This is a genomic window from Candidatus Kapaibacterium sp. (assembly GCA_023957315.1).
Classification (GTDB): Bacteria; Bacteroidota; Ignavibacteria; order Kapaibacteriales; family UBA2268; genus PGYU01.
The window spans coordinates 104,245-118,977 of record JAMLHE010000001.1 but is presented as its reverse complement, the minus strand read 5'-3'; the positions used below and the strand labels follow the sequence as shown (position 1 = coordinate 118,977).

General features: G+C 39.1%; 11 protein-coding genes. 3 read left to right on the top strand and 8 right to left on the bottom strand.

The window, feature by feature from the left end; translation table 11 throughout:
* The 5 genes from M9949_00485 to M9949_00465 form a co-directional block, all read right to left on the bottom strand.
* Entirely contained in the window at positions 1–1,671 is a 1,671-nt protein-coding gene (locus M9949_00485) for a SpoIIE family protein phosphatase (protein MCO5249882.1), read from the bottom strand.
* Positions 1,671–2,705, bottom strand: a complete 1,035-nt coding sequence (locus tag M9949_00480) for a hypothetical protein (protein ID MCO5249881.1) — start codon at positions 2,703–2,705, stop codon at positions 1,671–1,673. The genes M9949_00485 and M9949_00480 overlap by 1 nt, the downstream gene beginning before the upstream one ends.
* Positions 2,706–2,766: 61 nt before the next feature.
* The gene (locus M9949_00475) at positions 2,767–3,579 is read right to left on the bottom strand and encodes a purine-nucleoside phosphorylase (GenBank protein MCO5249880.1); all 813 of its coding nucleotides are present in this window, start codon (positions 3,577–3,579) and stop codon (positions 2,767–2,769) included.
* 17 nt (positions 3,580–3,596) lie between these two features.
* Positions 3,597–4,310: a YggS family pyridoxal phosphate-dependent enzyme gene (locus tag M9949_00470; protein MCO5249879.1), complete on the bottom strand. Its 714-nt coding sequence runs from the start codon at positions 4,308–4,310 to the stop codon at positions 3,597–3,599.
* 12 nt (positions 4,311–4,322) lie between these two features.
* On the bottom strand, positions 4,323–6,281 hold the full coding sequence (locus M9949_00465) for a hypothetical protein (GenBank protein ID MCO5249878.1): 1,959 nt from the start codon (positions 6,279–6,281) through the stop codon (positions 4,323–4,325).
* 188 nt (positions 6,282–6,469) lie between these two features.
* On the opposite strand from M9949_00465, the gene M9949_00460 reads away from it, so the two are divergent.
* On the top strand, positions 6,470–7,387 hold the full coding sequence (locus M9949_00460; GenBank protein ID MCO5249877.1) for a leucine-rich repeat domain-containing protein: 918 nt from the start codon (positions 6,470–6,472) through the stop codon (positions 7,385–7,387).
* Between the two features lie 107 nt (positions 7,388–7,494).
* Here M9949_00460 and M9949_00455 read toward each other — a convergent pair whose 3' ends face one another.
* The 3 genes from M9949_00455 to M9949_00445 form a co-directional block, all read right to left on the bottom strand.
* The gene (locus M9949_00455; GenBank protein MCO5249876.1) at positions 7,495–8,721 is read right to left on the bottom strand and encodes a hypothetical protein; all 1,227 of its coding nucleotides are present in this window, start codon (positions 8,719–8,721) and stop codon (positions 7,495–7,497) included.
* A gap of 27 nt (positions 8,722–8,748) precedes the next feature.
* Positions 8,749–9,315: an RNA polymerase sigma factor gene (locus M9949_00450; protein MCO5249875.1), complete on the bottom strand. Its 567-nt coding sequence runs from the start codon at positions 9,313–9,315 to the stop codon at positions 8,749–8,751.
* A gap of 91 nt (positions 9,316–9,406) precedes the next feature.
* On the bottom strand, positions 9,407–10,093 hold the full coding sequence (locus M9949_00445; GenBank protein ID MCO5249874.1) for a M48 family metallopeptidase: 687 nt from the start codon (positions 10,091–10,093) through the stop codon (positions 9,407–9,409).
* Positions 10,094–10,161: 68 nt separating this feature from the next.
* Here M9949_00445 and hflX point away from each other — a divergent pair, with 68 nt between their 5' ends.
* Together hflX and mfd are read left to right on the top strand one after the other, a co-directional pair.
* Positions 10,162–11,442 carry a GTPase HflX gene (hflX, locus tag M9949_00440; protein ID MCO5249873.1) on the top strand — a complete coding sequence of 427 codons (1,281 nt, stop codon included), beginning with the start codon at positions 10,162–10,164 and terminating at the stop codon, positions 11,440–11,442.
* Entirely contained in the window at positions 11,439–14,732 is a 3,294-nt protein-coding gene (gene mfd, locus M9949_00435; protein ID MCO5249872.1) for a transcription-repair coupling factor, read from the top strand. The genes hflX and mfd overlap by 4 nt, the downstream gene beginning before the upstream one ends.
* Position 14,733 lies beyond the last annotated feature (1 nt).

The window sequence follows — 14,733 nt, the reverse complement described above, 5'->3', positions numbered from 1 at the left end:
CTACCCCAAGCATTTCAACACGATAGTTGTTATATCATCGAATTGGGGTGCATTACCGGCAAATTTCTTAACGTCGGCTGAAATAGCTTGAGCGATATCGAAAGAATTGAGGTGCTTTACTTCCTTGATGAGATTAATCAGCCTTACTTCGCCATATTCCTCTTTTTTTTCATTGTGCGACTCGGTCACACCATCAGTGAACATAATGATTAAATCGCCACTTTCCAAAACAATATTTCCCGTGTTATAGCCAAAATCATGCTCCATAAAACCCAGTATCAGCCCGCCTTCGTGCAATTCATGCATCGTATTGTCGGATTTGAACAAATATGGCGGATTATGCCCTGCATTAAGATATGTGAATTGATTATTAGTTTGGTCGAGCACACCGAAAAAGCAAGTAACAAACTTGTCGGGGCTTGTGTTTTCGTAGAGTAATGAATTAATTTGATTTGCAATTGAAACGGGGTCAATTTGGTTGCGTGCGAGCACTCTCAAAGCTGCCTGAGTGTTTGCCATAATCAATGATGCAGGGATTCCTTTGCCCGAAACATCAGCAATAGCGAGCAAGAGACGATTTTCGTCAATTTTGATATAATCGAAATAGTCTCCCCCAACCTGATAAGTGGGCAATGAAAAGCCGAAAATATCGAAATTCTTTGTGACAGGCGGGCTTTTGGGCAATAGATTTTTCTGAATTTCGAGGGCAATCGAAATCTCGCTTTCAAGCCGTTTTTTCTCGATTTCTTCAGTAAAAAGTCTCTCGTTTTCGAGCGCTGCCATGGCAGTATTGCCAATAGCTTCGATGAAAATCAGATTATCGGAATTAAAAGGCTGCTCGTTCATCCGATTTCCAATCAACAAAACCCCGATTTTATTCCCCTGCACTTTCATCGGCGAAATCACAGCGATTTGCTTTTTGACACAGAATTGATAGGCTTCGTGACTCAAATCAGATTTTTCGATAGGCGTCGCAGTCTCGCATACAAGCAGTTCTCGTAGCAAAGATTCGGAAACTTCCAGCCCGATTCTGTCAATAATTTTGTGGAATTGCTTCTTGTCATTTTCGATAAAAACAGCAAATTTTGAAACGGTTAATTGACCCATTACGGTGAGTGAGAGAGTTTTGATAATTTCATCATGAGATAGCAAACTCCCGAAATCGCGGCTAACTTCGTACAATGCCGAAAGAAGCTGGCTACGCCGTTCTGCGACGCTTTTTTCGCGTTTGTAAGATTCGAGCATAAATGAATTATTGATAGCATTAGCAGTAATCGAGGACAAAAGCTCGATGTACTTTTTCTCATCTTCGCTCAAATCATGAGGTATCAGCGGGTTGCTCAAGCAAATCAAAGCATAGAGTTTATCCTGCTTACGAATTGGGATTATGTATCTGATGCTGTCTAATTCGGTGGATTCGACGATTGAAACATATTTATCGGGATTGAACTTATTCATCAGCTTATAAAAATCGAGCGCCGTGTGACCTTTTTGGATAATCGGAACTAATCTGCCTGATTCATTCGATAAAATTACGCCGCTTGTAATGAGCAATTTGCCCATCAAACTTAAAAGGGAAATATTCAAGATTGAAGATTTGTCGCTACTTTCGTAGAGTTTGGCGCTAAGTTCGAGCAATGAACTCAGATTTATAAAATTCGAATTAGCCATCAATTATTAGGATAAATTGCGAAAATTTTACCGGCGAACTTACCCTTTTGAAAAATCTCTGCCGTACTATCATCAGCTAAGGAAATTTCGGAATTATCGCCTGAGGTGTATAGTATCAGTTCAGATTTTTCACGATTATATGCAATACCGTCGTAAGCGGTTCGAAACATTAGAGCGATTTTATCGGGATTTCGCAAATCCAATCTGAATAAACCCATTTGCGTCTGAACAAATCCCCAATCTGTTTGAGTAACTTCAAATCCGCGAGGATACTGCTCAAGAGCAGGTAATTGTCCAAAACCCAAATCAACCGTTGACGACACAGTTCTCGACTCCACATCAATATATGTCACCATAGCATTGCTTTTGGTAGGATTTGCTTCGTTACCACTAACACCGGATGAAATCACAATCGAAGTTTTGCCATCATCGGTGAATCTAATAAATGTGGGTCCGGAATGAACTTTGATTGACTCTTCAACTGCTCTCGTGCGAGTATCAATTACATGGACAAGATTGGCAACTTTATCCGCAATATGAACTTGATTGCCGTAAGAGCTTATGCCAACAGGATGAATGCCGCATTTAATATTTCTCGCCACTTCGTAAACCGTAAGGTCAACTATAGATACATCATTGCTTTCTTGGTTGAGTACGTATGCGTCTGTTGCATTTGCAAATGTGATAGAGACGGGTTTCAATCCGTATGGGGCAAAATCAATAACTGCTTTCATCAACATGTCTGTCTTCCCAACCACAAGTATTTTCATATCCTCCGGTACAAAGAAAAAAATATCCATGCCATTGTCGGCGATTGCAGTTACTTTGTTTTTTGCATCTTCAGCGAAAAATTTACGATAATAATCTTGCTCGTGAATATTTCCGGATGGCAAACTAATACCTTTGAGTGTAAATCCTCCGACATCGGTAGAAATCATAAAAGAACGGTTCTCATCAATGGGATTGATGACTTTTTCCTTCGCACTGCAGGAGACAATTAGTGCAATTAATATTAAAAGAGTAAATATTTTCATTTTTTTATTGTTGATTATCTTTCAATATTATAAAGACACATCGAATTGAAAAAAGTTGCAATTAAAGTCGTTTTATTAGTTCGCGGAAAATCACCGTTAATTTTGGTACAGTCAAGTTTGCAGCTTCAACCATTTCTTCGATACTAATTGTCGTCAAAGCATCGGGATAACACTCGTCTGTGATAATAGATGCAGCAAAGACTTCGAGTCCGATTTGATTGGCAACAATGACTTCGGGAATTGTACTCATGCCAATAACATCTGCTCCGATAACTCGCAACATTCTATATTCTGCACGAGTTTCCAGATTTGGACCGCTCATAGCTGCATAGACGCCTTTTTTGACGGGAATTTGATGCTCTAAGGCGATTTCTTCTGCAAAGTGGATTAATCTTTGCGAATATGGTTGGCTCAAATCAACAAAACGAGGACCGAATTCATCATAATGTTTGCCAATAAGCGGGCTTGAACCCATCAAATTGATATGGTCGTCAATTATCATTAAGTCGCATCTGCGGAAATATGTATTGACCGAGCCGCAAGCATTCGATACGAGCAAAGTCTTTACGCCCATTTCTTTCATCACTCTGACGGGCAGAGTAATATCAGACATTGAATAGCCTTCGTAAAGATGGAATCTGCCACTCATTGCTACGACATTTTTACCGCTTAATTTGCCGAATATGAGATTCCCTGCGTGAGATTCGACTGTCGAAATCGGGAAATGTTGAATATGATGATAAGATAATTCGTTTTCTATGATAATTTCCGAACCCAAATTCCCCAATCCCGTACCAAGAATGATACCCACTTCGGGAGTGAAATCCGTGACTTTTCTGATTGATTGTAAAGACTCTTTTATTTTAGTAAGCATTTTTCCTCTAAAAAATATTAATCGTAAATTCGTTCACCAAAAATCGCAGTTCCAATACGCACCATTGTGGCTCCTTCGCTGATTGCAACGGCATAATCACCTGTCATTCCCATAGAAAGCTCATCCAAATTAGTGCCCAATTTTTCGTTGATTGATTTCAAACTATTTCTCAGGAGCGTAAACTCTGCACGTTGCAGACTTTCGTCATCAGTGAAAGTGCCAATAGTCATCAATCCTTTCAATTTCACATTTTTAAGTTTCAAAATTTGTTGGGCAAGTGCGGCAGCATCCTCAGGTTCAATCCCCGATTTGGAATCTTCGCCGCTTGTGTTGATTTGGATTAAAACATCAATAACTCGCTCGTGTTGCAGAGCGCGTTTGTCTATTTCCTCAGCCAATTTGAGCGAATCCACCGAATGAATCATTGTGATAAATTCGGCAATGTATTTGACTTTATTTGACTGCAAGTGACCAATAAAATGCCATTCCGGCACTGAGACGCCGATTTCAGTCAATTGCTCGTGCTTTTCACGCAACTCTGCAACATAATTTTCGCCGAAATATTTCAATCCGGCTTCGACTGCATCAGCCACATGGTCGAATTTTTGAATCTTAGAAACAGCTATGATTTTTATGTCTTCGATGTCCCTATTGGCTTCCAATGCAGCCTTTTCGGCATTTTGGGTAATTATATCAAATCTTTGTCTGAGCAATTCAACTCTTTCGTTCATTTTTCCGGTACTTTATTTTATAAATTTTTCGATGTAAATGTGATTATTCAAATTGATTATGACGAAGTAAAGTCCATTTGCGAAAATATTTTTATCGAAGGAAATGCTTTGCTTGTCAAAATTCACACTTTCGATAATTTTGCCGTTGACATCTGTAATCAAAGCGATTCCTTCTGCATATGAATCGCTTTTAATTTCAAAAGTAAATTGACTATCGCTGATTTCGTAAGGTTTCGCAATTTCAGGACTTTCGACGGAAGTATATCTTGCAATTCTTGCCGGAACAACAAAATCATTGCCCCAATTCACTCTATAAGATGAAATTGACGAGAAAGAATGCTCACTACTAGTGAATTGAACCGCTTGCTCATTTGCATCAAGCATAATCAGCTTGTGAATCGGTGTCATTTCAAATTGGCTATACGAAAACTCAATAGGCGTTTCAATAATTGGCAAGCCCTGATTTGTTTGTGTTTGGCTGAGTGTTACATTCGATTCAAACGAGCCGTCACCTTTGTCAATGACCGAGTTTACGTCAACATGCAACTCTATCCATCCTGCTTCATAGACCCATTTGTCAAAAAATTCAGTCAAATCAGTTTGGGTGAATTCTTCAAAAGTGCTGATAAATTGTTCAGTATTTACATTGCCATAGGCATATTTGGTGAGATAGTGATTGAGAGCACCCAAGAACTTTTCGTCACCAACCAAATACCTCAAAATACTGAGCACGTTGGAGCCTTTGTAGTAAATCGTAATCGGATAGTTACCCGCCTTTGCTCTGTCGAAATCATAGATTGCTTGGGCTCCTTCTCGCGGAATACCATAATTGAAGTATGTTATGCCTTGGTCGCGAAGGTGCTTGATGTATCGTGCTTTGTCGAAAATTTTCTCGTAAATATAAGCTTCGCAAAATGATGCAAAAGATTCATTCAACCAAGCGTCTCTGAAATCTAAGGGCGTAACGGAATTGCCGAACCACATGTGAGCGAGTTCATGAATGATTGTCGAATTGTATTTGTTCTGAGAATTATAGGCACTCATCACCACCGAACTTGCAATATTTACCAAAGTTTGATGCTCCATCGAACCTTTTTCTGTAAGAACATAATCCAATTTATCGAAAGGATATTCACCGAAATAGCTTTCGTAGGCATCGAGAATTTCGGGCAAAGTCTCAAAAGCATATCTTACGGCTTCGATTTGATTAGCTTTTGCATAAACAGTCATCGGCAAATTTTTGCTTGAGTGATGAAAGCGGACTGTGTCAAATTCCCCAACGGCAAATGTCATCAGATAAGTGGCAATGTCGTCAAAACTTTTGTATGTATATACGGTTCTGCCATTATCAGTTTCAGTTTTGGAAGCAAATGCACCAATCGAAGCAACTGTATATTTTGCAGGGACGTCAAATCGAGCAACGACTTCAGCTTTGTCGGAAGGATGGTCGAAGCAAGGAAGCCATGCACGAGTAGTAGAAACATAATTAATATTAAATCCGACTCCCATCGAATATAATATTTCATCATCGTAATGCACACCTCCGAAATCCATATTGCCACCTTCGGAAATCATGTTTCCCTGATAATATATCTTGGCAACAAAGCTTTCAGGTGCAACAGTCGTAACGTAATTGATGAAATAACAAGCTGTTCCGGATTCCACATCTCCTGCTTCGTAGAATTCCACTCGCTCCGAATTGAGGAAAACCGAGTCTATTTCAGGTCCCCATAGGTGAAAATAAAATCTTTGCTCAGGCGATAGGCTTTTGCTGATAAAAGTGATTTGGCATATTCCGTCTATATACTTGTCTGCGGGATTGTCAAATGTGATATGAAAATCATAGCTGACAACATCGAAAGGTTGTTCAAAATAATTTACAGGGTTTGGCGGCAAATTAAATTCACAGAATACAGCCGATATTTGTGCAAAAAATATCAAAAAAGCGAGTTTCAAAGTGACTTTTTTCATAACAAACTTAAGTTGGTTTAGTAAGATTTCAAAATTAAGAAAAAAAAATCAATTTCGGCATTCATAAAAAAATAACAATTTCAAAAATTTTTGATGCTGTATTTGAAATAATTTCATTATATTTAAAATTAAAATCGGTATTATCCGAATACGATTAAATAGTAACAATATAATGGGAGGAAAAAATTATGGAAGACTCAGATATCAAGACTTTTTATTCGCTCGAGAAAGCACTTCTCGAGCCGAACAATGTTAAATCCCTCGACCTACACTACAAAGACCTTGACGAATTTCCCGATGATATATTCAAATTACCCAACCTCGAAGAACTCATCATATGGAACAACCAACTGACCTACATCCCTGAACGAATTTCGAGCCTCAAGAAATTACGCAAACTCGACCTTAGTGGTAACCAAATCATCACTTTGCCGGCGTCGATTGCGGAATTGACTGAACTACGCATTTTGGTCGTCAGTTGGAATCGTATTACTGAATTGCCTTCAAGCATTGGCAATTTGTCAAATCTCGAGCGTCTAGGTTTGAATAACAACAGAATCAAATCTTTGCCCGATACGATTGGGAATCTTTCGCAATTGAAAGAATTAGTGCTGAGCGAGAATGAATTACACGAATTGCCTGATTCAATCGGCAATTTGGCAAAGCTCGAAAAATTCAGAGCGCCCGGGAACGCATTATCTAAGTTGCCGGATTCAATTTGTAAACTGACAAATCTGACCAAACTTGAGATTAACGAAAACACTTTGACTGAATTGCCAAGCGACATCGGCAATTTGACGAAATTGGAAAAGTTAAGATTGTATAAGAACCTTATCGTGGAATTGCCGGAAAGTTTCGGCAACTTAACTGGTCTTCAGAAATTATTGCTTTATGAAAATGAGTTGAAGACTTTGCCGGCTTCAATCGGCAATTTGAGCAATTTGGTTGAACTTGAGCTTGGATTCAATTATCTCACCGAACTACCTGCTTCCCTCGGCGAACTTCCTAAATTGCGTTTCATCAGTTTGACAAGGAATGAATTTGACGAAAACGAAAAGCAAAAGATTAATTCTATGCTTTCAAATACGAGAGTAGATTGGTACTAAAATTTTTTTGACTCTAATATTTCCCGTTTATACAAAAAGTAAAGGGTTGCCAAAAGCAACCCTTTACCTTTAAGAGCATTCTACATTGCTCTTGTTTCGGCTATTTCTTAAAATTTGTAGGATATTCCGAATATCAAGCCACTATTCTGTGTATTAAATGAATTGTTCTGAGTTGAATAAAACAAATTGCTTCCTTCAAAACCAAACATGAATGAAACCCCATTGTCGAAAGGTTTAATTTCTGCTCCAATGTTGTAACGAGCCATATACTTTCCAAAGTTACCTGCTCCAACACCAGCTTGTACATAAGGATGAAACTTAAGAATTTCAATTTGATTTAAGTCATAGCGAACAGATATTGCCCCAAATATGACTGACATATCCTTATTGATTAGTATATTATCATCGTTATCACTTGTAACAGTTGCGGAATAAGATTGCTGACCAACTTCAAGAGCAAAACTTAAGTTTTCACTTGTTTCAAATCTAAAACCACCCACTATAGGTATATTATTATCAAGTGAAGACATAGGCATTGCTTTCATGTATGCAGAAATTTTTGACGGTTTTGTGAATTCAGATTTTGTGAATTCGACATTATTCAATCCATGATTCATCGTCAAATTCATATTGAATGCTGAATTATTCGGATTAGATGCGTAAACCGGATTGACCAAAGCTCTGTTGTCAGCAAAATTTGTGGCAAGCAATTCGCTTGTACTACTATTTGTAGCGAGTAATTCAGTTTTCGGGCTGATTACAGTTTCAGTTTTTTCAGTTGCTACGATTTTAGTATCGGAAGCTTTTTCTACAACATATGAGCTAACTGTGGGAATCTGCTTTGCATTATTGACAGCAACAACTTCATCAGCATTTTTGATTTCATTTACCGAGTGATAAGCATCATTGGATTGCTTGCTTTCGGAAACAATCGAATTGCCATCAGCTATAGCCGAATTAGCTTCACCATTGAATACACCGATTAAGTTGTATCCGCCAAAAGTCAATAAGGCAAGAACTGCTATCGAAACAGTAGCTCTCTTGAACATTGTATGCCAGAAAGTTGTTTTCAGAGCAGTACCTGACACCACAGAATACGGAGTAGCGTATCCTAACTTTTCAAAAAGTCCGGTTACGGCAGCTGCCGGAGGTGTAAAAGCTTCGGTGTCCTTTCTGATAGATTCTCTAATCAAGAGTTGTTGGCGCAATTCCTCTTGGAGTTCTTTGCTTTTGCCGAGTTCGGCGTACAAAGACTCTTCGTGCATTGCGTTCAACTCTCCATCGAGAAGCTGAGTCAGTAGTTCCGAGTTTGTGTTGTTTATATAATCTTTCATATCAATCAAGAATTTATAATATTTATTTTATTCGTATTTAGACATTTCAGCCAAATAAGGCTGCAAAATTTCTCTCATTTTTTGTTTTGCCCTATGAATTCGTACTTTTACAGTATTCAGAGGTTGATTAATCATCTTAGCGATTTCGTTATATGACATTCCGTCGTATTCGCGAAGAATGAAAATCTCTCGATATTCATCAGGCAGTAATTCCAAAGAACTTTTCACCAATTCAAGTAACTCATTTTTGTCGTCGGTCATATCGTCGCTATGAGCCATATAATCTTCATAGGAAATTGCCGGTTTGTCTTTTCTTCTATAATTAACGCACAAATTTCGGGCGATAGTTACCAGAAAAGCCGACACATTTGTCATGACTCTATCTTTATCAGCACTTTGATGAAACTTTATAAAAGTTTCTTGAAATAAGTCTTGTGCTTCTTCTTTGTTGCCAAGGAACCTTCTACAGAAAGCATAAACTTTAGATGAGTGTCGTGTGAATAGTTCAGAAAAAGCTTTCTCAGCGGTCTTCTTGTCATCACACAACATATAGAACAATTCTGTATCACTATATTCATCTACGCTTTTTAACATTTTCCTACTTGTTTCGCTTTCAATAATATAAACACATTATTTTCAAAAATGTTACCGAGAAATTAAATTTTAACAAAAATAATTCAAAAAATTAACTTTCCGCCAAAAAATCCAACATGTAACCATGCTCTTTTAGCCATTTGCGATAGCTTGCATAATTTGGCATCACATCGGCTACTACTGCCCAAAAGCGACGGGAATGGTCCATGTGTTTAGTATGAGCTAATTCATGAATTACAACATAATCTATCACTTCGGGCATTGCCCGCATAAGCCGCCAATTCAGATTAATCGAACCTGATGACGAGCATGAACCCCAACGACGCGCTGCATCCGAAATACGGACAGTTTTGTAGTTGAATCCATGTTTAGTCGCATAATCTTCTACCCTTTTCGGGAAAGAAAATTTTGCTTGATTGATATACCAAGCTTTGAACAGCAAAATTGCGCGGTGCATATCGCGAGTGTTGAGCAAAAATTCTTTTCCGTCGAATTTGAGAGCAAAAGGCTGTTTTTCAACAAATTTTAGAGGGTATTCTTCGCCATATAGCAAAAACTTTTCACCTTCCACAAACTGATGTTTGGGTGGTGATTTCTTACTTAGCAAAAGTTGCTTTTCCCTAATCCAATCTTGTTTCGCAAGTATAAAACACGAAATTTCGGCATCGCTCATTTGGTAAGGTGCTCGGATTTTCATCGAGTTATGACCAAGTTCAATAGCCAAGCTTTTACGATTCGAACGTATAACTTTAAATTCGGGCTGTAAAGAATTTTTCATCAAATACGTTATTACTTAATACTTTTGCAATCTATCATATTCATTAACGAATATATTTGAGGAATTTGTTGACACAAGCAAATATAATTACAGAAAAAGCAATAGCAGTACAATTGATACTGAAAGGTTCGGACCGCGAAATAGCCCGCGAGCATCTCGAAGAATTGGCATTTTTGGCTCTCACAGCGGGTGCTGAAGTAACTGAAACATTCAGACAGGAGCTTCAGAATCCAAATGCCAGGACCTATCTTGGCAAAGGAAAAGTTGAAGAAATCAAAGAATACATCAAAGAGAATGAAATCAAACTTGTAATTTTCGATGATGATTTGGCGCCTATACAAACCAGAAATCTCGAAAAAGAGCTTGAAGTCAAAGTAATTGACCGAAGCGCCCTGATTTTGGATATTTTCGCTCGACGAGCAAGGTCCAACGAAGCCAAAACTCAGGTAGAACTTGCACAGATGCAATATCTGATGCCGCGATTGACCAGAATGTGGACCCACTTATCTAAACAATTCGGTGGAATCGGTACAAAAGGTCCGGGCGAAACCCAAATTGAAACCGATAGGCGGATAATCAAAACTAAAATCCAACAACTCAAAGAGCGGCTTTTGGATATTGATAAGCAGCGTGAAGTTCAGAGCAAACACCGCTCAGGTATGCCGAGATTCGCTCTCGTTGGATATACGAACGCCGGTAAATCAACTTTGATGCGCGTTATCACGACTGCTGATGTTTATATCGAGGACAAATTATTCGCAACTTTAGATACAACAGTCCGCCATTTCACGATGACTTCCGGTCAAGAAGCCTTGCTATCAGATACAGTCGGCTTTATTCGCAAATTGCCAACGCATCTGATTGCATCATTTCGGAGTACTTTGGCAGAAGCTTCATCGGCAGACGTGCTGATTCACGTTGTAGATGTATCGAATCCATTTTTCCGCGACCATATTGCCGTTGTAGAAGAAACTTTGGAATCTCTCAAAATCACCGACAAACCGACAATACTCGTGCTTAACAAATTGGATTTGATTGATAAATCACTCGGATTCAGAGCGATTGAAAAGGAATTCCAAGATTCGATTTTTATCTCAGCGGAGCGTGGAATCAACATTCGCAATTTGATGGAAAAAATGCTCGAAGTCTATATTTTGAAGGCAAAATTAATCGAATTCGTATTGCCCTACGACCAAATGAATTTGCTCTCAGTCTTGTATAAAGTAGCGGATGTGATTGATTCTGAAGAGAAAGACCATGGAATTGAATACAAAGTGAAAGTACATGCTGACGACACGGAATATTTCACAAGCAGATTTGAAAAGTTTATCACGCGGAAAGAGAATTGAAAAAAATTTCTTACAAGGATTTGGTCGGCAGAAGCTACTCAATTTTAGAGCCTATACTTAAAGACTTACTCAAAGAATTCGAAAAAAGCAAAAAAAAGCGGACATCGGTCAAAATGCTCGCCGGCTCATCTGTCTCCTTTTTTGTGAAAGCTTTGAGCGAGCATTCGGGAAATGATATTTTGGTTATCGAATCCGATAAATCCAAACCGGAAGACCGTTACCACGATTTGCAAATCCTATTTGGCGAAAATAATGTGTCGCTACTCAAAGAGCCTTCTCGCTCCTTGAGAACAAAAATTGACAACAAGGAAAATCGAGTAGATTGGATGATTGAGGGTTTGACAAATTTCAGTTCCGACCCGCGAGCACTTGTTGCCACAGATGAAACTTTGATGACATCCTTGCCGAATCCGCAAAAACTTCATAGCGATAAAAAAATTCTAACTAAAGATTTGAAATTAGATTTTGATGAATTTGTCAAATCGTTGATTTTGAACGGATTTGAAAGACGCGATTACGTCGCTGTTCCGGGTGATATTTCGATTCGTGGTGGGATTGTGGATTTGTACCCCGTTGGGGCAAATAATCCATATAGAATTGAATTTTGGGGCGATGAAATCGAATCACTTCGCGAATTCGATATACTTTCGCAACGCAGCATCCGCGATTTGGAGCAAATCGAATTCATTGCGGGATTGTACAATTCGGATGATGAGCAATTCGAGTTCGATATTTTTGATTATTTACCCAATGATACTATTATCATTTTATATCATCCCGATTCTTTAGAATTTGACGATAGCACTAAACAAAAGCTCGAAAAATTTAGAATAATTGAGGTCAATCCGCTCGAAAAATCAGTTTACAAAGTAAAATCCACTTCGCAACCTTCGGTAAAAGCATCAGTCAGCATCTTAATAAAGGAACTGACAAGGCTTGCCGTGAATGATTACAAGATATTATTTTGTGCTGATGGCGACATTCACTTAAACCGATTTAAAGAAATAATCGAGAAATCCCTTGGTGAAATTGATTTTGCCGATTTCGAATATTCGCCGGAAATAATTAAAAACATCACTTTCAAGGCAATCAGACTATTCGACAGCACATTTTCCGAAGGCTTCATTTGGGATGATTTGAAAATTGCGTGTTTCACCGAGCATCAAGTTTTTGAGCGAAACAGAGTCCGCGATACTCGTAAAGCTACGGGTTCGACGAGCATTACTTTGAAAGAGTTGCAGGATTTACAAATCGGCGACTACGTTGTCCATGAGGACAAAGGCATCGCAGTATTTGACGGATTCCGCCAAGTGAGTATGGGCGGTTCGATGCAAGATTGCGCCAAATTGCTTTTCGCAGATGAAGATGTGCTCTATGTCAATTTGAATTATATCGCCAAAATCAGCAAATATGCAGCCCGAGAAGGCGTAATGCCCGTGCTATCCAAACTTGGCTCCGCCGATTGGAACCGGAAAAAAGCCAAAACCAAAAAGCGGCTCAAAGATATTGCTCGGGATTTGATAAAATTATATGCAAAACGCAAATCCGAAAAAGGATACGCATATCCCGAAGACAGTTTATGGCAGAAGGAATTCGAGGCATCATTCATCTACGAAGATACGCCCGACCAAGCACGCGCTACTGCAGAATTAAAAGTGGATATGGAAAATGATTCGCCGATGGACAGGCTGATTTGCGGCGATGTCGGCTTCGGTAAGACTGAAGTCGCTATCCGAGCAGCATTCAAAGCTGTGCAATCTGGCAAACAAGTGGCAGTTTTAGTGCCTACAACCATTCTTGCACAACAGCATTTTATGTCATTCCGCGACCGATTAGCCAAATATCCCGTAAATGTGGAGGTTATTTCGCGTTTTCGGAGTGCATCTCAACAAAAGGACATCGTAGCGAAAAATTCTGATGGAAAAATAGACATATTGATTGGTACACACCGACTTTTGAGCAAAGATATTCAATTTCGCGATTTGGGTTTGTTGATTATAGACGAAGAGCATCGCTTCGGGGTTTCGGCAAAAGAGAAGCTACGTCAGTTTCGCTCGGCGGTGGATACTTTGACACTGACTGCAACGCCGATTCCGAGGACACTGAATTTTTCCTTGATGGGAGCTCGAGATTTGAGCACAATCGAAACTCCGCCCAGAAACCGCGTTCCGGTAAGTACAGAAATTATTGAGTGGAATGATGAAATCGTGACGCAGCACATTAAGAAGGAAGTCGAAAGAGGCGGACAAGTCTTTTTCGTGTCGGACCGAATCGAAGACCTCGATAAGCTCAAAATCCACATGAATATGTTGATGCCAAATCTCCGATTTGCTTCAGCAAATGGGCAAATGAAGCCCGCCGACCTCGAAAATATTATGGAATCCTTCATCGAAGGCAAGTACGATGTGCTTGTTTCGACCAAAATAATCGAATCAGGCATAGACATTCCAAATGCGAATACGATAATCATCAATAGGGCGCAAAATTTCGGGATGGCTGAGCTCTACCAATTACGCGGTAGAGTCGGCAGAACCAACAAACAGGCTTATTGCTATTTAATCATACCGAATTCGTACAAATTGCCTCTGAACGCATTGAGGCGACTTCAAGCGATCGAAGAATTTTCCGAACTAGGGAGCGGCTTGAAACTCGCTCTTCGCGACCTTGAAATTCGTGGAGCAGGAAATCTCTTGGGCGCCGAGCAATCAGGATTTATCATTGACATCGGGTTCGAGCTTTTCCAGAAAGTTTTGGACGAAGCAGTCACAGAATTGAAATATGAAGAATTTTCGGATATTTTTGGCGATAGGGCAGAGAAACCCAAATTTTATACGCAAGATATTGCTATCGAAATTGATTCAGACGCCTTCTTCCCCGAAGATTACATCAAACGCGATACCGATAGGTTCTCATATTACAAGAAATTATATAATTTGAAAAATAATGGTGAATTGCAAGATTTAGTCCGTGAAATCACCGATAGATACGGTAAATTGCCCAAACAAGCAAATGAATTGATTTACGCAGTTAAATTGCGAATCGCTGCAATTGGTTCGGGCTTTTCGCGTATCATTCAAAAGGGGCAGAAACTTATTTGCGAATTTCCTCCAAATGATGACACTTATTATTATGAAAATGCTTTCTCGGTTGTGATTGATTATATCAATAGTTTAGATGATTGCAAATTGAACCAAACAAAAGACCGTCTGACACTTGAAGTTATGATTGATTCGCGAGACAATGCAATTGAATTTTTGTGGAAAATTAAAAAAACATTAGAAACCTTGTAAC

What these genes read in the sequence shown, in the direction of transcription:
- M9949_00485 (MCO5249882.1), bottom strand. Translation starts at nt 1,671, where the DNA reads ATGGCTAATTCGAATTTTATAAATCTGAGTTCATTGCTCGAACTTAGC.
- M9949_00465 (MCO5249878.1), bottom strand. Translation starts at nt 6,281, where the DNA reads ATGAAAAAAGTCACTTTGAAACTCGCTTTTTTGATATTTTTTGCACAA.
- M9949_00475 (MCO5249880.1), bottom strand. Translation starts at nt 3,579, where the DNA reads ATGCTTACTAAAATAAAAGAGTCTTTACAATCAATCAGAAAAGTCACG.
- M9949_00480 (MCO5249881.1), bottom strand. Translation starts at nt 2,705, where the DNA reads ATGAAAATATTTACTCTTTTAATATTAATTGCACTAATTGTCTCCTGC.
- M9949_00455 (MCO5249876.1), bottom strand. Translation starts at nt 8,721, where the DNA reads ATGAAAGATTATATAAACAACACAAACTCGGAACTACTGACTCAGCTT.
- M9949_00450 (MCO5249875.1), bottom strand. Translation starts at nt 9,315, where the DNA reads ATGTTAAAAAGCGTAGATGAATATAGTGATACAGAATTGTTCTATATG.
- M9949_00470 (MCO5249879.1), bottom strand. Translation starts at nt 4,310, where the DNA reads ATGAACGAAAGAGTTGAATTGCTCAGACAAAGATTTGATATAATTACC.
- M9949_00445 (MCO5249874.1), bottom strand. Translation starts at nt 10,093, where the DNA reads ATGAAAAATTCTTTACAGCCCGAATTTAAAGTTATACGTTCGAATCGT.
- M9949_00460 (MCO5249877.1), top strand. Translation starts at nt 6,470, where the DNA reads ATGGAAGACTCAGATATCAAGACTTTTTATTCGCTCGAGAAAGCACTT.